Source organism: Stenotrophomonas sp. YJH_SMC_43, assembly GCF_059372535.1.
Genome location: NZ_JCAFVQ010000001.1, coordinates 587,711 through 605,239, shown reverse-complemented (window position 1 = coordinate 605,239; position 17,529 = coordinate 587,711). Strand labels below are relative to the sequence as shown.

Sequence of the window (17,529 nt, the reverse complement as noted above, 5' to 3'; positions counted from 1 at the left end):
AGTAGGTCACCCCACTCTCTTAACCCATGCAACCAAACCACCGTGCAATGTCAAGATGAAAACCCATGTTTTTTTGACTAAAAACAGGGGCTTGCGGAATCCAAGGTGCATCGCATGCTGAATGCATGACGCACATGACCCGCCCCCGCTGTTCGCCTCCCCTCACCCGCCTTTCCAAGGGCGTGCGCAGCGCGCTGGGCTTCACCCTCACCGAGGCCTTGCTGGCGCTGGGCGTTGTGACCGCCGCCACGGGCGCGATGTTCCTCTTCTTTGGCCAGGTCGATGCAAAGGCGAAGGTGGCCAGCGAAACGCGCAACCTGCGTGAGCTGTCCCGACGTATCGAGAGCAGCTTTGGGATGGTGGGGACGTTCCGCGGGGTGAGCACCGCGGCCATAGTGGTCGATGGTTTGGCCCCTGATTCCCAGCTCGGCGCCGGGGAAAGCGTCTTGACCAACGCGTGGGGCGGCGCGGTAAACGTCCAGCCCTACACCGTCGATCGCTTCGGTGATTCGTTCTCCGTGAGCTACGCCGGCCTTCCTCGTCAAGCGTGCGTGGACCTGGTCGCGGCCAACGCGGGCGGGGTGTGGGACGCGCAGGTCTCGGACGTGTCGGTGATTCGAAACACCGGCGGCCAGCTCGACGTCGGATTGCTGAGCCGCACTTGTGCGGACAAATCGCGCGTCGAGTTCGTTTACCACAGCGGATTGTTGGGAGGCGAGTGGACCGGATCGCCGCTGGTGTTGCCGCCCGCCACGCCCTCGGTCACGCCACCCGTTTCTCCGCCCGTGGGAACCCCGGTGGGACCCGTGGGACCAGTCGCGCCTTCCACGCCGGTGTCGCCCCCAACCGCCCCGCCGCCAAGCGTTCCTCCCACGACGCCTCCACCGGCCACTCCACCATCTCCCCCGGTGACGGTGACGCCTCCGGCTCCGCCTACTTCACCGCCCGCCACGCCGCCACCGACAAGCACGGTGCCGCCGTGTCAGGAGTGGAGCGAGAACCGAATTATCAACTGCCCATTGGGCCAAGTGGGCCAGGTGTTCCAAAAAAGCCGTCACCACTGCGGAACCGACCCGAGCGTTTACGAGGCGTGGGCTGGCTCCACGACGGCCGGCAGTTGGACCACGACCAGCAGCACCTGCGCACCATGCCCTGCTCCCGAAACGCGCAACGTGGGATGCCCTGCAGGTCAGTTTGGCGCGATCGGCCAGCAGCGCACCTTCACGTGCACGGGCACCGGTTCGTGGAACACATGGACCCAGACCAACACCACCTGCGCGGCGTGCCCAGCGCCTTTCCCACAAGCGGAAACCCAGTGGATCACCACGGCGGCCGCTTGCCCGGCGGGCCAGAGTGGAGCGCACACGTGGCAGGCCGAGCAGCGGCGGACGAGGACCGGGTCATACAACTGCCCAGCCACCACGTGGTCGCTGCCCAGCCCGACGTTCACCACTTGGACAAATTGGGCGGAGACCGGGGTTCGTCGCAACGAGGTCAATACATGCACCCCCAACGCACCACCTCCGACGTTTCCCGAATACACCGGGCGATCTTGGCATTCGTGGGGAGACGGAGGGCACTACGGCTGGGCGATCTTCTGCAACGCTCCCCGGACCCTGGCCGAGCTTCAAGCGACCTCGTTGGCATGCACTTGGCAATACGAAACGAACGACACCCCCACGTTTACGCCAGAGCCACCTGGCGTGACCCGCCCAACACCGGCTTTGGAAGCCTGTGTCTACGCGCTGCGCGCCAACTTAACTCCGATGCCAGGTTACGGCTTCGTCAACCACCCAGGCACCGCGGTTTGGCCGGCGGCTTGCTCGTGCAGCGTCGTGGGTCCAGGCGCACGGTTCTACTGGCAAGACCTGGGAGCGAGCGACTGGGTGGGCTTTGAATTCAAATGCCCCTGACGGCAAAGAAGGCGGGGGGGCATCCCTCACGTTCGAAGTGGCAAAGCTTCGGATCTCCAAAACCGACCGGAGGCAATGCCTTCGCACCAAGCGTGCTTTTCAGAAGGCAGTTGGCTTGGCCACCTGCGGCGGCTTCTGGGCTCTTCGCTGTTGTGCCTCGAAGTCAAACCCCAGCCAAGGTTTTCCACATCGCCTTGCCCTGGGCTTCGTGAACCGATGCGTATTGCTGTGGATCCCAGCTGGTCCCGGTCAGCAGCAGTCCCAGCTCTGCCACGATGGCCTGACAGCGATCGCCAAAAGCCAAGACCTCATTGAAGGTCAACCCAAGCGTTTTGATGTCAAACGCGCCAGGCTCCTCGTCCAGCTTGCGCATCTCCAGGTGGGCGTGGTGCTTGTCCCGGAGGGTCTTGATTTTCGCTGCCACGGGATCAGCCGAAAGGATCACCATTTCATTGGAGACCTTTTCCCAGCCACTATCGAAGCGCGAGTAATTTTCGTCCCGATCGCTCTGTCTGAACTTCTCCTGGAAAACAGCCGAGCTTTCGGGCGGCAGGTCACTGATCGGTTCGTCGTGGAAGTGATCGAACATGCGCCCGTAGCGCTCCCGGTAGTGCTCCTTGATGGCTGGATCTGCTTGCAGCTTTCTCCACAGGTTGGTCAGGCTACCCGACCTGGGATCGTTGTCCAGAAAAAGCCGTGACTGATCGCGCACCAGGTCTTGTCCAAGAAGCGGCGCCAGGTGGTTCCAGGCATTGGCACCCGGCTCTTGTCCAGCTTGGCTTTCAGCCCTGCCTGGATCTCGGGATCTTGAATGAGTGGGGACAGGATGTGCCGGCGCTCGTCGAGGATGTGGCACTCCTGCGTGAGCACCCGAACGAATCCATCGATTTGGCGAATACGTTGTTCCAGTTCCTCAGGCTTCATTCTCGCTCCGCCTCCAGCGGCACTTGCTGGAACCGCACCTGCAGGCGTTTGATGAGTGCTCGAGTTTCCGTGTTCGGAGCGCGCGTGCATACCAGCACAGCCTCCCCGTTGGGCACGTGACGGATCGCCTTCTGCTCGGCCCGGAGAACGGCGCGGTATTTCACCGCTTGATAGACCCCGCGCTGGAGTTCGTCTTCGCTGCACCGGCTGGTCTTCACCTCAACGGCTAGACGGTGCTTGCCGTTGTCGAAGTGGGCATCCAACCGATCGCCGGAGCTCAAGAGCTTCTCGTTCGTGCCAGCGGTGAAGTCGCCGTAGTCCATGAACTCTTCCGGATGGTTGGCCACCCAGCGCTTGAGGGCTTGATGTTCGGCGCTCTCTGGGCCGCCTCCCTGCTGGACCTTGGGGAGCGGGATGACGCGCTGCGCCTCGTTCTGAGGCTTCTCTCCAGCATCAGGCTCCACAACGGGGGCGCCCAAGGCGCGGGCAACCCTGTCCCAGTGTGGGTAAGTGAAGACATCCTGCTTGGCTTCTTCAAACTGCGCCTTGCGCTCTTCTTCGGTCGCCATGGGCTTGCCATCGAAATACGCCGGAACGATGGTCACCGCCCCATCCCCAGGAATACCCTTGTTCTTGTTGATCACGATGGCATGCAAGGGTGGAATGGGTTCCCCCCATTTTTTGCTCAACCATTCGATGGCCTGCGCCACCCCACCCGCGACCCGTCCGTAATTCAGGACGTGCTTGATGGAATGGCCGTTGCGGTCGTGGAGTTCACGCGCCAGATCGGTGTAGGTGTGGTCATCGCCTTCCTTGGCCCATCGCAGCAGGATAGGAAGTGCGTCAGGCACCAGCGGCCCCAGCTTCTCGCTCTGAGCCAACGGAATCACTTTCCAGCTGAACTTCTCCATCCCCTGCCCCTCCCTTGTCGTCCCGCTATGGTAGCGGCGGGACCAGCACGGGAAAACGATGAGGGCCGGTGTCCCGGCCCCCTTTCTCAATCCTCGTTGGGCAGCATGATGGTGACCACCGGCTCCAGGGCGTCCCCGGGCCCAGACAGCGCTTTCAAGGTGACAAGGCGATGGGTCGACCGCGTCAGGCCAGACCCGGCCTCCGGGTGGGCTTCGTTCGACAACCAGTCGCCAGCATCGGGCAGAGCCACGTGGAGTTGGAACTGGAGCTCCGAACCGTCGCTCTGCTGCTGTTTGATAGCAACGTGGAGCATGAAAAGCACGTCCCAGAGCCGGCCGTCCACCGACTGGCCGCGCAGTTCCAACCCTCTGGGCACTTCGACGTAGCGCGTCCACGCAGCACGGGTGATGGCCACGGGCAACTTGAAGCCGGCTTCCTTGGCCACGTCGGACACGTCCACCAGGACGCCGTCTTCGATCGCCTGGGCGCGGGTGTAGGAATGGATGAGATCAGAAGGTTCGAACATGCGCAGTTCCTCTTGTCAGTGATGGCCCGCCCAGGGCATCCGGTCGGGATGTCCTGGAATGGGGAACCCACTGCCCCACCGACAGGCGCGGTCAAGGGAGGAAATGGAAGGGCTGGCGCGGCCCGCAGCGCAGCGAGGACACGGGGCCTGGAATGGCCCTTGACCGGAGAAGCCGGGCGATGGGGCCGCGCGGAGCGCAAGGGGCTTGAATGGCGTGCCGCGAGCGGCACACCGACTGACCCTCAATCGGCCCGTCTGAATCCTCCAAGGAGGCGCTGCCACCAGGACCGGGTAACCGCTTCCACGTTCTCTGGCAATGGAAACGTCCTGTCCCAGTCCAACTCAACTGGATCGCTGCCGCTGGTGCGCACGAAACCATGGGCCTTCAATGCCTCAATGGCGACGCTGGACGTCGCATAGCACCGTGCGAAGACTCTGCCCTCCCCCGGTGAACTGGCCAACGCGTGGCGCACCAATGCCTTGAAGCAACCACGCCGGATGAACTCTGGTCGCGTGCCGGCGAGATGGAGCTCGTAGCCTTCGCGATCATGCATGCAGATCAGAAACGCCGCCGGCTGATCCTCCCAGGTCGCAACCCTCACGTCGCCGTCAACCCTGCAAACCTCCGGTCGATTGTGTCGCAGCTTCACCATCGTCAAGAAGCCGACATGAAGTAGCTCTTCCACCAAGGGAACCGCTTGGGCGCTGAGGGTATCGCGGAAATGCCCTTGCCGTGCTCCGTCGCGAAGCAGAACAACTATCCATGCGGCATCTTCCGCAACAGCGGAACGAATGGAAATGGTCATACGTATGAGCAAACCTTGGGAACGTTGTTCATCCAACCACTCTGCCCCGCGGACGCTTGAGCGGTGAGCGGGCCCAAACCTCGGATGAAGCGAAGAGACGCAAGTTGGACATCGTCTTGGGGCCAGTAGGGACCATCCGGCGAGAACACGAAGTGATCGCCCTGCAGGGCCCCGCAGGTGGTGCAATGGTGGGCCAGGTAGGTTTGCCCTGACGTTCGAGTAGTGGCGAAGCGAAGCCAAGGGGCGTGGCCGGCAACGAACGCAGCGGCCTCCTCGTTCAAGCGCTCGATGTAGCGCAACAAAGCACCCTCCCCCTGATCCACCAACCCCTCGTCATCGTGCTCCTCGAACGAGGGCATCCAGATCGCGGCGGTGGGAGTGGGGGCGTGGCAGAAATGGCAATCGGTCTGACCGAGCAGCAGGCCGTAGGCCGGGGCCCGGAGGATGGATGGAGCGGCATCGTGAGTCATGGAGCCATTTTGCCCTTCGCCTGTGTCAGACGGTGAGACGTATTCCGGTCCGGTTGGCATTAGAGGCGCACACGCGACCGAGAGGACTGCACAACCTCTGAAAGCACTTCATCCAGCCGAGCTTGATGTGCCCGACGAGCTGCCTCTTCTGTGAAGGCGCGGATATCACACGAGTAGTCACTCTTGACTTCATGAAGGACTGAATCCTTCAAGTTCCATCCGATGTCATGGACGAATTCAGCCATCGCTTTGCCGTAGCGCGAACGAGGCCCCTGGTAGCGCCATCCATCCAGGCGATACCCCGCCCAGCATCCCGAACGCATGGGAATGAGGACAGGACCTTGATTGGCCCTGCCCTCTTCTCTCATGACTGGCACCGGCTTTTCCAGCGCTTCCAGGCTCGCCACAAGCGAAGCCACGGGAATGAGCCACCGCCCTCCGCTCTTCTTTAAGCCGGGAGCAAGCTGCCTTTATCCAAACGATCTCGGACGCGTTGTGCGCCGCTCTTATCACCGATGCCAAAGAGCACCAAGGCGGCCTCGGCAGGCGTCAGCGTGGCACGACCTGGGAAGGTGGTTTGGACGATTTCAGCGATAGACAGGGCGAGGATGTGGAAGTTCATGAGATAAAAGGGTCAACCTTGCGGGAGGGCGTCGTTTGAATGATCGACAGCACTGAGCCAAAAAGCGATGCGGCTTGGTTCAATTGCCCAAGCAACAGATCGACTTCGCCCCCTGCATCACGAGGCCGAAGCTTCTCACGATGGGAGTTTTCCAAGTGATTGAACTGCGATTTGAACACGCTTTCATCTTTCGTCTTGATCGGATGTAGATGAAGGCTATGCACGATGAGATTTCGACGTGCCAGAAGCCATTTGAGACCGTCCTCCTTCTCTGACTTTTGGAACGTTCTCACCCTCTTCCATGACGCACTGCTTTCTAGGCGCTTACTCATGGGGACAATGTTGGCATTGATGCGGTCGATCACCGCTGAGAACGTGTTGTGGTCGAACTTCCGGATGTTAAAGAAGGCAAATTCGAGGATTTGACCGATACGATCCCAGAACGAATAGAGCCGGATGTAAGCCGTCTCGGCGTGCTCCCAAAATGCGCTCTGCGCGCTTGAAACGAAGAGTTCGGCTTCGTCTGTTTCCGTAGACAGGTCCATCATTTCTGGGGCGTGCGCCAGCACCGTTGAGCCAGTCATGAACATGTGCGCTCTGACGACTGACTTTCGAGCACGCAAGAACATTTCGAGAGCCTCTCGCAATGTAGCATCTGGATAGCTATCGGCGGGTGGCGGTTCAACCTCTCGGGTTTTCGACATGATGTAGAAGTCAGGAGGACCGCCCAAGTGCTCTGCGATGTCGTTCATCCGCTTATCGAAGTCCCCGATGCCGTCCCAGAGTTTGGGAAACAGTCCAGGGCGCGCCACCTCATACTGGGTGAGCACGAGTGCTTCATTGCTTACGTAAGCGACAGCGTTGGAGAGCGACTTGTAGAACAGCTCCGTCTGCTCGTCCATCTCTTCATCTTCAACGTATTCCGGATTCATCCCGTCCCCCTGCAAAACGCATAAAAAAGGTTCTTTTCCCATCTGAGGGAAGACGCTCACGGCCGACCCGCTAGATTGTGGTTGTCGAGACTACATACTGGGGCCGGCCGTGGCCAAGCTGGATTGTATGCCGTTGCTGTGATGCTGGGTGGGGTATCGCCTGGATGGATGGCGCCGGGAGGCGCGTGGCGGAGCCACTTGGCTGGTGCTTTCGCTGCTGCCTGATTCACACCGCGGCCGACGCTGTAGCGGATGTGGCAAGTGGGTGGTGGCCATCCACTACCAGACGCTCCGGCAGGTCCGTGAACTGCCCCTGTTCGATGAGCCGGTCGAGCTGGAAGTCCAGCGCCAGCGGCTGGCCTGTCCTCGCTGCGGGCCAAAACTGGAGCATCTGGATTGGCTGGAGCGACATGCCCGGGTAACACAACGGCTGGCGCAGAGCGTGGCACGCATGTGTGCCACGGCCTCCATCCATGCCACCGCAAAGTGGCTTGGCTTGGACTGGAAGACGGTCAAGGCGCTTGATTCCAAGCATCTGGTGCGGTCGCTGGGTCCAGTAGACCTATCTGACGTCCGGGTGATCGCGAAGGATGAGTTTGCGATCCAAAAGGGCATCGCTACGCCATCGTGGTGGTCGAGCCATCACGCAAGCGCGTGCTTTGGGTCGGCCGAGGTCGCAGCCACGCAGACGTGCGTCCCTTCTTTGAGCCACTCGGAAAGGACGGCTGCGAACGCAGTCGCCATGGACATGAATTCGGCCTTCGACCTAGAAGTGAAAGCCCAATGCCCGAACGGCGAAGTGGTCTACGACCTGTTCCATGTGGTGGCCGAATACGGCCGGGAGGTCATTGACCGGGTCCCCGTGGATAAGGCCAACAGGCTACGCCAAGACAAACCTGCCCGGCGTGTGGTGAAGACCTAGGGAATCTGGTCGAGGGGATCAACAACAAGATTGAGGTCATCAAGCGCGTCGCCTACGGATACCGAGACGACGCCTATTTCTTCCTCAAAATCCGGGAAGCCTTCCCCGGAGTTGGGTGAAGAACCCAAAAAGGCCCCCTCTCGGGGGCCCCAAAGGACATGGATTGATCTCACAGGCTGGTGGAGCGCCAGAGCTTGCCTGCGATGCCGCCCACGATCAGCGCCACCGGCATGAGCGCCGTCAGAGCCATTGGGGGCACGGAAATGAAGAAGTTTCGCTCGCCCTCTTCCAAGCCCGGGTAGAGCAAGCCGATCGCGACGCTGACCAACTGCAGGGCAACGACGAAGAGCAATCCCACCAGGGCTCCCTTTCCGAAGCCCCCCTTGCGTGGCGACACCAGCAAGCCGTTGGCCCTTGCGGCACGCACACGGGCCGCTCGCCAGTTCAACACGTAGAGCATCGCCAACAAGAGCAGCACGGCTGCCCCACCAGCGGCCGCCAAGCCGGCCTGCCAGCCATAGCCCGCGTTTTGGCCGATCTCCTGGGCGCCGGCAAGAAACAGCAGGCCTGCACCACCGAGGATGACGGTGGCCGGTGCCAGCAAGCCCCACTGCGTGTGACCGCCGGGGGTGTGGTGAGCGTTGTAAGACATGGGACCTCCTTGAAGTGGTGTTCCCTCAATGCATAGCGCAATTCCGCGCCTTGGCAAGGTCAGCCCTTCTTCTGGGCTCCGACCGGCACCCAGCCTGTGGGTTGCTTCTCAAAGATGAAGTCGTAAGCCGGCGGCACGGGGACGGGATCGGACTTCAACTGCTGCCCGCCCTGGAAGCCGACCACGTCCAGCGTTCCACCGGTCACGCACGTGGCCCGCTGGGGACCACTGGAGGTGCAAGCCGCGATGAGGTCTTTCCAACCCCGAACCTCGATTCGTTGGCCCATTTCGCTAGAGAGGTTGGCATTGGCATGCGCCTCGTAAGCGTGGGCGACTTGTTCGATGGTGGGCAAATCCGCCTTGCTGCTGCAGGCGGCCAAGCCTGCGGTGATCAGGGCGAGGGAAACGAGGGTTGCTTTCATGCCGGAGCTCCTTGCGTATGGGTCAAATCAACGTCGATGGTTTCGTCGCGGTATCCGAGCCGAACCCTCTCTATCGTCACGTCCATCTTTGGCACCGTTCCCTCCACCCAAACCCGGTTGACGGAGAACACCACCAGGTCGTCTCGGTAGCTGCGACCTTGTCGCGCCAGGTTGGCGGCCTCTGGGGCGTCCATTCGGACCAGCAGGTGGAAGCGGCCGGCGTTGGGTGGGCTGGACACTCCTCCGGCGGTGCGGTGGACCCACGGCACAAAGCCGTTGCCGGTGACGCTTTGCCCGGCCGCGGACACCTGAGGCATGGGGATGAATCCCTCCAGCACACCGCGATCGGCCCGGTAGGCGACATCGCCCATGGCTTGGAAGTTGGGACGAATGGCAAACCGCCGGATGCCCTTGAAGCGTTCTAGGCGCGCGTCGAAATCCGGGCCATAACGGCGCTCGATGGCGGCCGGATCATCGCCGGAGACACCGTTGGCGCCCTGGGCCTTCGTGTCCATCAGCCACCATCGCCTCAGGCACCATTGGCGCTTGTCGGCGTCGATGCGATACGACGAATGGGCCATGGCGAGCAGCTGCATGTCGCAGGTGTCCACGCCCCCGCCCCCGACAGCCGTCACCCCGACCCGCAGGTGCTGAGCCCCTTCCAAGCCTTCCTGATCCAGGTCCCAGTAGGTCCCGGGCGGCTCAAGGTAAGGGCTCCGCGACCTCTCGCTGACCACCTTCGGCGTGCCTTGGATGGCTCGGCCGATGTGGCGAAGCAGGCCCGATCCGGCCCCCGATTGTGCCTGCGCTCCAGCCGCTGCAGTCAGGGCAAACGCCCCGATCAGCACGGCTCTTCTGAAACTCTTCATGGAACCCCCTGTTCCCACCAATAGATTTGGGATCTTGCGGCCAACTTACGTGGCACGTAGAGTCTACCCGGGGCGTAGCCTCTGGGTCATCCTGTCCGCATGCCTGCATTGCATCCGTTCAGCCCGTGACTGCCGCCCCGCCCGCTCCCCGAGCCGTGGTGGCCGCGCGTTTGCGCCAAGCCCGCGTCCTGCGGGGCTTTAGCCAACGCGAGGTCGGAGTGCGGATGGGGATGGACAAGGACGTTGCGTCGGCCCGCATCTCTCGGTATGAATCCGAGGGCATGTCGATCAGCCTGGAAGCCCTCTTCGAGCTGGCCCAGGCCTTGGAAGTGCCCCCGGCCTATCTCTTGGCGACCAGCCCGGCGATGGCCGATGCGATCTTGGCTTTGGGCGAGCAGAGCGTGGCCCAGCAGGAACGTTTTGCCGAACTGCTGGGCGTTTTGGGTGAGCTGCCGGCGAAGAAGCGCAACGCACTCATCGAGCAACTGTTACCGCCCGTCAAGGATTAGGGCATCGGCGAACAAGGACGAATCGACCCCATGTGGACATGGATCACCCACATCTGCCGCCGCAATAGGACGGAGCCCACCCGGTCCGCCATTGCCATGGCCACGCTGATCGAACTGAACATGCTGGAGCTCAACGCAGCGGAGGCCCGCAACCGCGTTGAACTGGACCCACCGGGGCATGAAGCAGCACTTCTTGAGAGATTCAAGGCATCGGCCCAGCTGATCCTCAACGAAAAGCCTCCATCCGACGCCGCAGACTCAACCTGGGAATCCCTTGGCCAGAAGGCACGCCGCCTAAACCGAGGATTCGCAGACCTCCGATTGCAACTCTCCCCGCCAGCGATCGATGGTGGGGATACAGAGCGGCACGACAATACGCGTCCGGTCCTTTAAGGCGGCCAGGCCAGCTCTTCCATGCGGGCTTTCCTCCGTTGCATGTAGTGCAACATCCCGCTGGCGCACTGCTCAACAACGGGGCTTTCCTCAAAGGCCCCAACCCCAACCGCCGTCAGTGCTGCAATGACGCACAAGTTGGTGGTGGCCACCGCGTTGACGGTGGTCTGAAACAGAATGGCTGCCGGCACGTGCGCTCCGATCTGTCCATTGGGATCTTGATACATCACCCGAATGGCCTTCCCGCCATGGACCAGCCCGCAAAGAGGGTCCCACGAATTGGTCACCGTCCGAGCCAGCTTCTGAGGCTCATCGTCCTGCCCGATGCGTGCAATGGCCTGCTCCACGTCCGCGGCCAGGTCTTTGAGGGCAATAGCCACCCACTTTCCTTTCTCGTTTTTCCTTCGAGGGCCCCGATCTTCCTGGAGAAAGTCCGCCAGCTGTTCGTCGTCGGCAAGGAACTGGACAAACACCGCCCGCAGGAATTGCTCAATCTGGGAGCGGTGCATTGCCAAGGCCACCGCTGGAAGATCGATGGGATGGGTTTCCAACAGGAACAGCAACGCACGCCCGTAGTCCATCGAGGCCCTCAACAGTTGGAAAGCCGCCCGGTGACGCTCGCTGCCGGCGGGAACAGTGATGCGGGCCATGCAGGACATGTTCGATTCCAGGCTGGCCTTGGCCTCTCTGGCCTCCTGTGCGATGTCCAACGCCGTGGGCTGCCGCGTGGCAGCACGCGGCTCCAGCGCATCGCGGATCGCATCCTTCAACGAATTGTGCGTCATATCCTTTGCCCTTCATTCGCGTATTTCAAAAGATGCCTCAGAGCTGCGGCACGATCTTCCCAGCAATCTACGTTCCAAGATGGATGGTAGACCCAAGTCATCCACGCCCCCCCGTTGCCATAATCGAGAGACCATACGTGGCGCTCCTCCAGATAGCGCCGCCTCCTGCCCTCTGAGTTTGCATGGCGAGCCTGGAAGGTAGGCTGGTCCGACCGCTTCCCGTGATCGAACATTCGCCAAGCGGTGCGGCCGAGCACCAGAATCACCTCTGGCCGGAGCAGAGGGAGGATCACCTCTACCAACAACTTCCCGCCTTGACTGAAGTCGGTTCCTGACGGACGGTGTCCAGCTCTCGTGCCGGCAAAGCGCTGGGACAAGTTGCAAAATGCGACGTGCTGCCAGGCGTGGGCGGCATCCACAACATTTGGGCTGCTTTGACCAGTCAGCAGGCGATCCAGCTCATCAAAGAACTTGCCACCACCTGTCCTCTTGCAAGTCTCCATGTCGCCGAACGTCTCGCGGGTGAATGGACGAGTGATAACGGGGTCGTCGGTCCACCCAGCCTCCCGGTAGTGGGACTCGCCCAGTAGCAAGACGCGGCGCCCTTCAACTCCCTTCCAGTAGCCGCGGCCGACGTAGGGCACGAAGGCCACCTCAGCCGGCCACGCTTCCATGTTCAACTCAGCCGGATCATCCATGCCATTGACCTTCGTATGATGGTGTCAGGCTACTCCACACCGTGCTGCCACGCAGCTATTGCACGCCATCCCATGCCATCCCATTTTTCCGCCACATTTAGCCGACAAAAAGCTCTTGCATACCGCTCGCACGTGCTTTAACTGTATGGGCCTTCAAGGATCATGCGGAGGCCCCATGACAACTCACCACGGCTGGCAGGCGTGCCGCGCATGCCATGCACCAGGACTTGATGTGCGTGTAGAGGGAGGCTGGCACCTCCGTGCCAATCCCGGCTACTGGGGAACCAGCGTCCCTAAAACCTTGGTCCTGGGGTTTTCCAAGGGGGCCACCCAAATTGCCGCCGCCCAACACGGGAGCTTCGATGGGGTCGCCTTCGCGGGTGCTATGCGCCCTCGCCTCGCAGCTGTATTGCACGAGCTTGGGATCGATCTGGGTGGGCAAACGATCAACGACGCCCTGACCGCCGAAAGCCGCCACATGGGCGCCGCCTCCTTGGTGCGCTGCGGGTTGTCGGTGATGGACAACGGCAAGCTGGTCAGCAGTGGCACCATCATGCCCAAGGCCATGCGTTCGTCGTTGCCTTTGGAAGCCATGAAAACATGCGTGGCACGCCACCTGGACCCGTTGCCTGACAGTGTGGAGCGCGTGGTCTTGTTGGGGACCACCGATGCCTACATGAAGGGGGTCAAGGCGCTCATGCGCCAGCAATTCAACGACTTCCAAGAAATCAACGAGGTAGCCTTCAGCGCCCAAGGCCGGACATGGGTGTTTGCGTCGCACCCCAGCCCGGCCAACGGGACCTTTCAAGCCTGGATCGACGGTGACACCGCCACCGAACCGGGCCGCAAGAAGCAGCTGGCGCGCCAAGCGTTGGGTCACAAGGCCCCAGCGCAGCCCCTTTCAGCTCCGCCTCGCCCGGCACCGGCACCGGCACCGATCCAGCGTGCCACGCCGCCTGACCCGATTTCACCAGCTAGGGCGTCCAACGGCGACCGTTTTGCCCGAGCCTTCCACCTGGTTCGCCACGATGGAAGGGTGATCGTCCCGGTGCGGATGAGGGACCGAGACACGGGAAACGTGGCGTTCCGGGTGGCCAAGATGGGCAACACCAAGGATGGCCAGCGCGAGATCCACGACGAAGCTGAGTTGTTGCGCTTGTGCGAGAGCGGGCAATACCAGGTGCGCGCCCAACCATTGGACAAGTCCACGCCGGCCAACTTTATTCGGCCGCTGCTCAACCACCGGATCGTGAAGCGCCCTGCCCATTGATCGCCGCACGGCGTGCCAAGCCCTCGCAGAGCAACAAGCGAACCATTTCGCTGGCATGCAGCCCCTCCCGGACCGCCGCCTGCTCCAGCCGCTCTTTCAGCTGCCGTGGCACGCGAACGGCCATCTGCACGTATGGTGGACGGCTCACGTGGACAGCCTCGCCATCGTGAGCACCCACGCCAGCGCCAAACCGGCCAGGATTTGGGCCCGCAAGCGGTAACGCTCACGAAGCACCTCGCTGGCGTGGCGGGCATTGACCCAATGGATACCGGCCAGGCCCAGGACGGCAGCCAAGAACGCTGCAGCCAACATGGCGGCCAGCACCGCGCCCACGGTGGTCATGCCAGCGCTCCGGCCATGGTGGCCAGGACGAACCACTGTCCAGCGATGAGGCCGTAGCCGATAAGCAATCCCTCCAAGCCCGCCCAGCGCTGGCCGGGGGTGAGTAGCAACGCCGCGCTGTCGTTGAGCAAGGACCACCCGGAGAGGATGGACAGCCACTCAAAATCAATGGTCGTAGCGGTCATAGATCGAGCCCTCCCCTGCAGCGGAATTGATGGTGGAAGGCAACATGACCTCCTCGTTTTTCACGCGTCCGAACACGCTGCCAAACACGTCCATGAGCGTGGTGCTTTGGGCCGCGTCCCGTTCGGCTTGGCGCGCATACTCGTCCAGCCCCGACGGGAACACCTGGCGTGCGCCGTTGACGGCGCCGCGCAACCCACTGGCGTTGGGCATGCTCGCCCCAAAGGCGCGGTTCCACGTGTCGGAAAACCGGTCCAAGCCGTCCATGCCCATGAACAGCAATCGCGCCAGCACCAAAGCAACCACGACGTTGACGACAAGCCGCTTCGTCAGTCTGAATCCAATGAACATCTCTCCCCCTTTGCATTTCGTTGGTCGGTGTCAGACGCACGCATCGCGAACGTCATACGTTTGGGATACACCGACACGCGAAACCCACAAGGGGGCTATTTTGACTAAAGCTAAAAAATGGGAGAAAAGCCCGATCACCCTGCAGGCGCGGCTGCACTTGCCCGTCAGCCGGCGCTCGACTGGGGCAATGCTTTGAACGGTCCGAGTGACCAAATTGGCAGGGCTAAATCGGGCCCAAGTCTTTGACCACCGCCTGTCCAGGCTTCAAAAAGCCCAATAGCAACCGTCCGCCGGCGACGGTCCGCCCCATGCTGGCGTTGAGGTATCGAGCCTGCAGCTGCGCTGCCACCAGCAGGTCCTGGGTGGCCATGCTGGGCGGCCACTCCCTGAGCGGATCGCCGGGCGACGCCAGCTGCCCTCCTATGGGCTGGACAACGGCTGGAACGGTCAAGTCGTGTTTGGCATAGGCCGTGGCCATCATCCGGCCGTTCTTGGGCGACCAACCACCCAAGACCAACTCCGTGGTGCAGTGTTCCGCCGGCAACCCAGCCTCGGCAACGGCCTTCATGTAGTTGGGCCAAAGCTGATCGATCACGAGCCCGAGCTCAGCACTCAGTTGCTCCATCGTGAAATCGGCCCGAAAACTTGCCTCCAGGCACAGTTGGTAGATGCGAAGGAAGAACTGGGCTGACCCACGGGTCGCTAGCAACAGTTGGTGCTGGGGAATGAGGAGCAGTTTGGCTCCCGCCGAAGCTTGTCCGCTGTGCGCGTCTTCGGCCCATGTGTCCACGGTCACAACCAGCTGGTTGGCACTCAGCAGAACGTTGAGGATGCTCATCGCAAAAGTCTGGCGGCTTTCTGCCACTATCGGGCCTCATCTCCCCCCTGTCGAGCCCGATCATGGCCCAAACCCTAGAAGAGCTGGCAGCGCGATTGGATGCCTGCAAAGTCGATCTGGAAGCCCATCGCGGATACCTCAAGGCGTTGGAGTATGGGCTCCGAACGATCATTGCCAGCCACCCGAGCCCCCAACTACTGCCTGTCGCTTGGAACATGGCTCTTGCTGGAGTGGCCGACGCCCATGCCGGCCACCAGACGCTCACCTACAACACGGCCTTGCAGCAGGGGCTGCGGGCGCTGACTCAACAATTCAATGCCCTTGGGCAAGGGCGCGACCAAGCATCCAACTTTCTTGGCTGACTGACTTGGGGGGCACGCAATGCCCCCCACTCAGTCCACTTCACTCACCTGCCGGCTGAAGGCGTGGTGTTTTTGGGGCGGCCAACCTCAACGGGTCATGATGACTCGCGTGGATTCCCCATCCGAGAGCTTGACGCTTTGCATCAAAAGTCCACCCTGAGGAGGCATGAACTCTTGACCGGGAACGGACCACATGATGCCGGTGGTCAGGAAATATTCTCCTGCAGGCAGCCCAGTAAAACTGAAGTTGCCTTGGGCGTCGCAAACCGATGTCTTACGCGCCTGCTTGTAATCGGCGCTGTCAGGGATGAACTGCACGTTGGCCGAACCCACGGTGGTATACCCGCTCTCGGCACTGCCGTAAAGCGCGATCAGGCGCTCGCGACCATAGCCGGACTTGGGCTGCAAGGAGACTTCCAACCCCGCGCAGGTTCTGGGCTGACCACCCCGGGTTTGGAAGAAGGCTTGGCCGTTTATGGCGCCAGTGCCTTTCTCAGAGAACCAAGCAACTTCGCTGGGATCGAAAGTGGTGGTCAAAGCCACCTGCCGCGGCGGCGCTGGCGCAAACGTGGCGCAGCCTGACAGCAGCAAGAAGCCGAGAGGAAGAACGAACTTTTTCATGGTGCCCCTGATAGCGCCTACCTTGGCGCGGGCACAGTTTACCGATTGCGTGACACACCTCACAGTCTGCCCGAGCCAAGTTGGTCCCAGTGGCGTCCGTCGGGCATGGCATGGCAGCCAAAGCGGCTAGCCAAACCACCCGCGATCCACGCGATCCAGATCGTGGTCTTCGCCAAAGGTGAGGGCAGCCTCTTTGGGCTACAGGTCGCTGTAGCGGGACAACTCGGTGTCGGTGAGCCCGGCGTCCTGGATGGTGAGGGCGAAGTGCGCTTGCAGAGCGGCGTTGAAGGCGTTAATCCACTGGGCGTTGACGGTCGTCATGGGTGTTCTCCCTGAGGAAATGAAAGGGGCCCCGAAGGGCCCCGTTGGCTCAATCTTCCTTCGGCTCGGGCAGACGCAGGACCACCACACCGTTCACCGGCACCGCGTTGAGGACGAGGCGGTAACCCTTGCCGTCCTGGTGCGGCCAGGCAGCGCCGATCTTCGACCAGTTGCTGCGCTTCTCGCCTTGGACTTCGTATTCCTCCACCAAGTAAGCATCAAGGCGGTCGGTGGCGGGCTGAGGGTTCTTCTTGGCCATGATGTTGCTCCGTTGGGTTCGAGCGGATTGCTCGCGAACCGATCCGGGGAGACGAAAGGCCGTGCAGCACCTCGGCAGCGACGAAGCGGCAGCGCAGGAGGCCAGAGAGGCCGAAACACCGTGGAGGAGTGCAACGCACTTGCGCTCGGACGCGTGAACCCAAGGTTTCGCGCCCGGCAATCGCATCCAATGGAGAAGTGGCCCGTTTTCAGAACGCCCTCCCCCCACTCGTGGCTTGATGGGGAGCTTGGCGACAAGTGCCACTGGGCAGGCAGCTGGCCCACTCCCTTTAGACCTCGATCGTTGCCAGCCATCGGCGGGGACTTCGATCCGTCGAAGACCAGCGCCACAACGAACAAGGGGCCCGAAGGCCCCTTCTCATCCGAAGGTATGCTCTGACCCCAGCACGGTCCATCCTCGGTCCATCAGGTTGCATCGATGCAGCCAGCGTTCTCTTTCAACCATCCTCACGGGATGGTCGGCTGCCACCTCAACCGGTTCCAACGGCCCCAAGACCGATGGAAGCGTTGGATGGTCGTCCTGGAACAGGACATGGAGGTGCTCGCCGGTGTGGTCGGCGGTCATTCGATACAGCGTTACAGTTTTTTTGCTCATAATTGAAATCCT

General features: G+C 61.8%; 26 protein-coding genes and 1 pseudogene. 6 read left to right on the top strand and 21 right to left on the bottom strand.

Features of this window, described 5'->3' with window-relative positions:
* Positions 1-134 precede the first annotated feature (134 nt).
* A complete protein-coding gene (locus tag AC5QAH_RS02835; RefSeq protein ID WP_495232083.1) occupies positions 135-1,913 on the top strand; it encodes a type 4 pilus major pilin in 1,779 nt (592 codons plus the stop codon).
* Positions 1,914-2,076: 163 nt separating this feature from the next.
* Here AC5QAH_RS02835 and AC5QAH_RS02830 read toward each other — a convergent pair whose 3' ends face one another.
* The 8 genes from AC5QAH_RS02830 to AC5QAH_RS02795 form a co-directional block, all read right to left on the bottom strand.
* Entirely contained in the window at positions 2,077-2,625 is a 549-nt protein-coding gene (locus AC5QAH_RS02830; RefSeq protein WP_495232082.1) for an AbiU2 domain-containing protein, read from the bottom strand.
* Positions 2,571-2,837 (bottom strand): hypothetical protein, encoded by a 267-nt coding sequence (locus AC5QAH_RS02825; protein ID WP_495232081.1) that lies wholly within the window; start codon positions 2,835-2,837, stop codon positions 2,571-2,573. The genes AC5QAH_RS02830 and AC5QAH_RS02825 overlap by 55 nt, the downstream gene beginning before the upstream one ends.
* Positions 2,834-3,748, bottom strand: coding sequence for a hypothetical protein (locus AC5QAH_RS02820; protein WP_495232080.1), 915 nt, complete (start codon positions 3,746-3,748; stop codon positions 2,834-2,836). The genes AC5QAH_RS02825 and AC5QAH_RS02820 overlap by 4 nt, the downstream gene beginning before the upstream one ends.
* A gap of 86 nt (positions 3,749-3,834) precedes the next feature.
* Positions 3,835-4,275, bottom strand: coding sequence for a DUF6573 family protein (locus tag AC5QAH_RS02815; RefSeq protein WP_054172057.1), 441 nt, complete (start codon positions 4,273-4,275; stop codon positions 3,835-3,837).
* A 242-nt stretch (positions 4,276-4,517) separates the two neighbouring features.
* Entirely contained in the window at positions 4,518-5,081 is a 564-nt protein-coding gene (locus tag AC5QAH_RS02810) for a GNAT family N-acetyltransferase (protein ID WP_233654014.1), read from the bottom strand.
* Positions 5,078-5,551 carry a hypothetical protein gene (locus AC5QAH_RS02805; RefSeq protein ID WP_054172059.1) on the bottom strand — a complete coding sequence of 158 codons (474 nt, stop codon included), beginning with the start codon at positions 5,549-5,551 and terminating at the stop codon, positions 5,078-5,080. The genes AC5QAH_RS02810 and AC5QAH_RS02805 overlap by 4 nt, the downstream gene beginning before the upstream one ends.
* Before the next feature lie 448 nt (positions 5,552-5,999).
* Complete coding sequence (locus AC5QAH_RS02800; RefSeq protein ID WP_154583036.1) at positions 6,000-6,173, bottom strand: hypothetical protein; 174 nt, start codon at positions 6,171-6,173, stop codon at positions 6,000-6,002.
* Positions 6,170-7,105 carry a hypothetical protein gene (locus AC5QAH_RS02795; protein ID WP_495232079.1) on the bottom strand — a complete coding sequence of 312 codons (936 nt, stop codon included), beginning with the start codon at positions 7,103-7,105 and terminating at the stop codon, positions 6,170-6,172. Before AC5QAH_RS02795 ends, AC5QAH_RS02800 begins: the two co-directional genes overlap by 4 nt.
* Positions 7,106-7,253: 148 nt before the next feature.
* Here AC5QAH_RS02795 and AC5QAH_RS02790 point away from each other — a divergent pair.
* Positions 7,254-8,146, top strand: a pseudogene (locus AC5QAH_RS02790) (transposase).
* A 50-nt stretch (positions 8,147-8,196) separates the two neighbouring features.
* Here the strand turns inward: AC5QAH_RS02790 and AC5QAH_RS02785 are convergent.
* The 3 genes from AC5QAH_RS02785 to AC5QAH_RS02775 are packed head-to-tail and all read right to left on the bottom strand — an operon-like array spanning position 8,197 to position 9,970.
* Entirely contained in the window at positions 8,197-8,679 is a 483-nt protein-coding gene (locus AC5QAH_RS02785; protein WP_054172061.1) for a hypothetical protein, read from the bottom strand.
* A gap of 59 nt (positions 8,680-8,738) precedes the next feature.
* The gene (locus tag AC5QAH_RS02780; RefSeq protein ID WP_054172062.1) at positions 8,739-9,101 is read right to left on the bottom strand and encodes a hypothetical protein; all 363 of its coding nucleotides are present in this window, start codon (positions 9,099-9,101) and stop codon (positions 8,739-8,741) included.
* Entirely contained in the window at positions 9,098-9,970 is an 873-nt protein-coding gene (locus tag AC5QAH_RS02775; RefSeq protein ID WP_054172063.1) for a hypothetical protein, read from the bottom strand. The genes AC5QAH_RS02780 and AC5QAH_RS02775 overlap by 4 nt, the downstream gene beginning before the upstream one ends.
* 125 nt (positions 9,971-10,095) lie before the next feature.
* On the opposite strand from AC5QAH_RS02775, the gene AC5QAH_RS02770 reads away from it, so the two are divergent.
* Together AC5QAH_RS02770 and AC5QAH_RS02765 are read left to right on the top strand one after the other, a co-directional pair.
* On the top strand, positions 10,096-10,479 hold the full coding sequence (locus tag AC5QAH_RS02770) for a helix-turn-helix domain-containing protein (RefSeq protein WP_054172064.1): 384 nt from the start codon (positions 10,096-10,098) through the stop codon (positions 10,477-10,479).
* 96 nt (positions 10,480-10,575) lie between these two features.
* Positions 10,576-10,872 carry a hypothetical protein gene (locus AC5QAH_RS02765; RefSeq protein WP_154583038.1) on the top strand — a complete coding sequence of 99 codons (297 nt, stop codon included), beginning with the start codon at positions 10,576-10,578 and terminating at the stop codon, positions 10,870-10,872.
* Here the strand turns inward: AC5QAH_RS02765 and AC5QAH_RS02760 are convergent.
* The gene (locus tag AC5QAH_RS02760; protein ID WP_054172066.1) at positions 10,869-11,657 is read right to left on the bottom strand and encodes a DUF6988 family protein; all 789 of its coding nucleotides are present in this window, start codon (positions 11,655-11,657) and stop codon (positions 10,869-10,871) included. The two genes, AC5QAH_RS02765 and AC5QAH_RS02760, sit on opposite strands and share 4 nt — an antisense overlap.
* Positions 11,654-12,355 carry a uracil-DNA glycosylase family protein gene (locus AC5QAH_RS02755; protein ID WP_054172067.1) on the bottom strand — a complete coding sequence of 234 codons (702 nt, stop codon included), beginning with the start codon at positions 12,353-12,355 and terminating at the stop codon, positions 11,654-11,656. The genes AC5QAH_RS02760 and AC5QAH_RS02755 overlap by 4 nt, the downstream gene beginning before the upstream one ends.
* A 175-nt stretch (positions 12,356-12,530) precedes the next feature.
* Here AC5QAH_RS02755 and AC5QAH_RS02750 point away from each other — a divergent pair, with 175 nt between their 5' ends.
* The gene (locus AC5QAH_RS02750; RefSeq protein ID WP_495232078.1) at positions 12,531-13,625 is read left to right on the top strand and encodes a hypothetical protein; all 1,095 of its coding nucleotides are present in this window, start codon (positions 12,531-12,533) and stop codon (positions 13,623-13,625) included.
* 144 nt (positions 13,626-13,769) lie between these two features.
* Here AC5QAH_RS02750 and AC5QAH_RS02745 read toward each other — a convergent pair whose 3' ends face one another.
* The 4 genes from AC5QAH_RS02745 to AC5QAH_RS02730 form a co-directional block, all read right to left on the bottom strand.
* On the bottom strand, positions 13,770-13,967 hold the full coding sequence (locus tag AC5QAH_RS02745; RefSeq protein ID WP_054172069.1) for a hypothetical protein: 198 nt from the start codon (positions 13,965-13,967) through the stop codon (positions 13,770-13,772).
* Positions 13,964-14,152 carry a hypothetical protein gene (locus AC5QAH_RS02740; RefSeq protein ID WP_054172070.1) on the bottom strand — a complete coding sequence of 63 codons (189 nt, stop codon included), beginning with the start codon at positions 14,150-14,152 and terminating at the stop codon, positions 13,964-13,966. The genes AC5QAH_RS02745 and AC5QAH_RS02740 overlap by 4 nt, the downstream gene beginning before the upstream one ends.
* Positions 14,133-14,501, bottom strand: a complete 369-nt coding sequence (locus AC5QAH_RS02735; protein WP_054172071.1) for a hypothetical protein — start codon at positions 14,499-14,501, stop codon at positions 14,133-14,135. The genes AC5QAH_RS02740 and AC5QAH_RS02735 overlap by 20 nt, the downstream gene beginning before the upstream one ends.
* A gap of 223 nt (positions 14,502-14,724) precedes the next feature.
* On the bottom strand, positions 14,725-15,339 hold the full coding sequence (locus AC5QAH_RS02730) for a hypothetical protein (protein ID WP_054172080.1): 615 nt from the start codon (positions 15,337-15,339) through the stop codon (positions 14,725-14,727).
* Positions 15,340-15,401: 62 nt separating this feature from the next.
* Here AC5QAH_RS02730 and AC5QAH_RS02725 point away from each other — a divergent pair, with 62 nt between their 5' ends.
* A complete protein-coding gene (locus tag AC5QAH_RS02725) occupies positions 15,402-15,701 on the top strand; it encodes a hypothetical protein (protein ID WP_054172072.1) in 300 nt (99 codons plus the stop codon).
* An 87-nt stretch (positions 15,702-15,788) separates the two neighbouring features.
* On the opposite strand, the gene AC5QAH_RS02720 is transcribed toward AC5QAH_RS02725, so the two are convergent.
* The 4 genes from AC5QAH_RS02720 to AC5QAH_RS02705 form a co-directional block, all read right to left on the bottom strand.
* Positions 15,789-16,322 (bottom strand): hypothetical protein, encoded by a 534-nt coding sequence (locus tag AC5QAH_RS02720; RefSeq protein ID WP_054172073.1) that lies wholly within the window; start codon positions 16,320-16,322, stop codon positions 15,789-15,791.
* A 198-nt stretch (positions 16,323-16,520) separates the two neighbouring features.
* Positions 16,521-16,643, bottom strand: a complete 123-nt coding sequence (locus tag AC5QAH_RS02715) for a hypothetical protein (protein WP_258009629.1) — start codon at positions 16,641-16,643, stop codon at positions 16,521-16,523.
* A gap of 49 nt (positions 16,644-16,692) precedes the next feature.
* Positions 16,693-16,902, bottom strand: coding sequence for a hypothetical protein (locus AC5QAH_RS02710; protein ID WP_495232077.1), 210 nt, complete (start codon positions 16,900-16,902; stop codon positions 16,693-16,695).
* 378 nt (positions 16,903-17,280) lie between these two features.
* Complete coding sequence (locus AC5QAH_RS02705; protein WP_495232076.1) at positions 17,281-17,517, bottom strand: hypothetical protein; 237 nt, start codon at positions 17,515-17,517, stop codon at positions 17,281-17,283.
* Between the last annotated feature and the right edge of the window lie 12 nt (positions 17,518-17,529).

Coding starts and splice junctions, on each gene's coding strand:
- AC5QAH_RS02820 (WP_495232080.1), bottom strand. CDS start 3,748: ATGGAGAAGTTCAGCTGGAAAGTGATTCCGTTGGCTCAGAGCGAGAAG.
- AC5QAH_RS02780 (WP_054172062.1), bottom strand. CDS start 9,101: ATGAAAGCAACCCTCGTTTCCCTCGCCCTGATCACCGCAGGCTTGGCC.
- AC5QAH_RS02715 (WP_258009629.1), bottom strand. CDS start 16,643: ATGACGACCGTCAACGCCCAGTGGATTAACGCCTTCAACGCCGCTCTG.
- AC5QAH_RS02815 (WP_054172057.1), bottom strand. CDS start 4,275: ATGTTCGAACCTTCTGATCTCATCCATTCCTACACCCGCGCCCAGGCG.
- AC5QAH_RS02725 (WP_054172072.1), top strand. CDS start 15,402: ATGGCCCAAACCCTAGAAGAGCTGGCAGCGCGATTGGATGCCTGCAAA.
- AC5QAH_RS02705 (WP_495232076.1), bottom strand. CDS start 17,517: ATGAGCAAAAAAACTGTAACGCTGTATCGAATGACCGCCGACCACACC.
- AC5QAH_RS02755 (WP_054172067.1), bottom strand. CDS start 12,355: ATGGATGATCCGGCTGAGTTGAACATGGAAGCGTGGCCGGCTGAGGTG.
- AC5QAH_RS02730 (WP_054172080.1), bottom strand. CDS start 15,339: ATGAGCATCCTCAACGTTCTGCTGAGTGCCAACCAGCTGGTTGTGACC.
- AC5QAH_RS02775 (WP_054172063.1), bottom strand. CDS start 9,970: ATGAAGAGTTTCAGAAGAGCCGTGCTGATCGGGGCGTTTGCCCTGACT.
- AC5QAH_RS02825 (WP_495232081.1), bottom strand. CDS start 2,837: ATGAAGCCTGAGGAACTGGAACAACGTATTCGCCAAATCGATGGATTC.
- AC5QAH_RS02740 (WP_054172070.1), bottom strand. CDS start 14,152: ATGACCGCTACGACCATTGATTTTGAGTGGCTGTCCATCCTCTCCGGG.
- AC5QAH_RS02720 (WP_054172073.1), bottom strand. CDS start 16,322: ATGAAAAAGTTCGTTCTTCCTCTCGGCTTCTTGCTGCTGTCAGGCTGC.
- AC5QAH_RS02800 (WP_154583036.1), bottom strand. CDS start 6,173: ATGAACTTCCACATCCTCGCCCTGTCTATCGCTGAAATCGTCCAAACC.
- AC5QAH_RS02765 (WP_154583038.1), top strand. CDS start 10,576: ATGGCCACGCTGATCGAACTGAACATGCTGGAGCTCAACGCAGCGGAG.
- AC5QAH_RS02835 (WP_495232083.1), top strand. CDS start 135: ATGACCCGCCCCCGCTGTTCGCCTCCCCTCACCCGCCTTTCCAAGGGC.
- AC5QAH_RS02795 (WP_495232079.1), bottom strand. CDS start 7,105: ATGAATCCGGAATACGTTGAAGATGAAGAGATGGACGAGCAGACGGAG.
- AC5QAH_RS02805 (WP_054172059.1), bottom strand. CDS start 5,551: ATGACTCACGATGCCGCTCCATCCATCCTCCGGGCCCCGGCCTACGGC.
- AC5QAH_RS02735 (WP_054172071.1), bottom strand. CDS start 14,501: ATGTTCATTGGATTCAGACTGACGAAGCGGCTTGTCGTCAACGTCGTG.
- AC5QAH_RS02785 (WP_054172061.1), bottom strand. CDS start 8,679: ATGTCTTACAACGCTCACCACACCCCCGGCGGTCACACGCAGTGGGGC.
- AC5QAH_RS02810 (WP_233654014.1), bottom strand. CDS start 5,081: ATGACCATTTCCATTCGTTCCGCTGTTGCGGAAGATGCCGCATGGATA.
- AC5QAH_RS02760 (WP_054172066.1), bottom strand. CDS start 11,657: ATGACGCACAATTCGTTGAAGGATGCGATCCGCGATGCGCTGGAGCCG.
- AC5QAH_RS02710 (WP_495232077.1), bottom strand. CDS start 16,902: ATGGCCAAGAAGAACCCTCAGCCCGCCACCGACCGCCTTGATGCTTAC.
- AC5QAH_RS02745 (WP_054172069.1), bottom strand. CDS start 13,967: ATGACCACCGTGGGCGCGGTGCTGGCCGCCATGTTGGCTGCAGCGTTC.
- AC5QAH_RS02750 (WP_495232078.1), top strand. CDS start 12,531: ATGACAACTCACCACGGCTGGCAGGCGTGCCGCGCATGCCATGCACCA.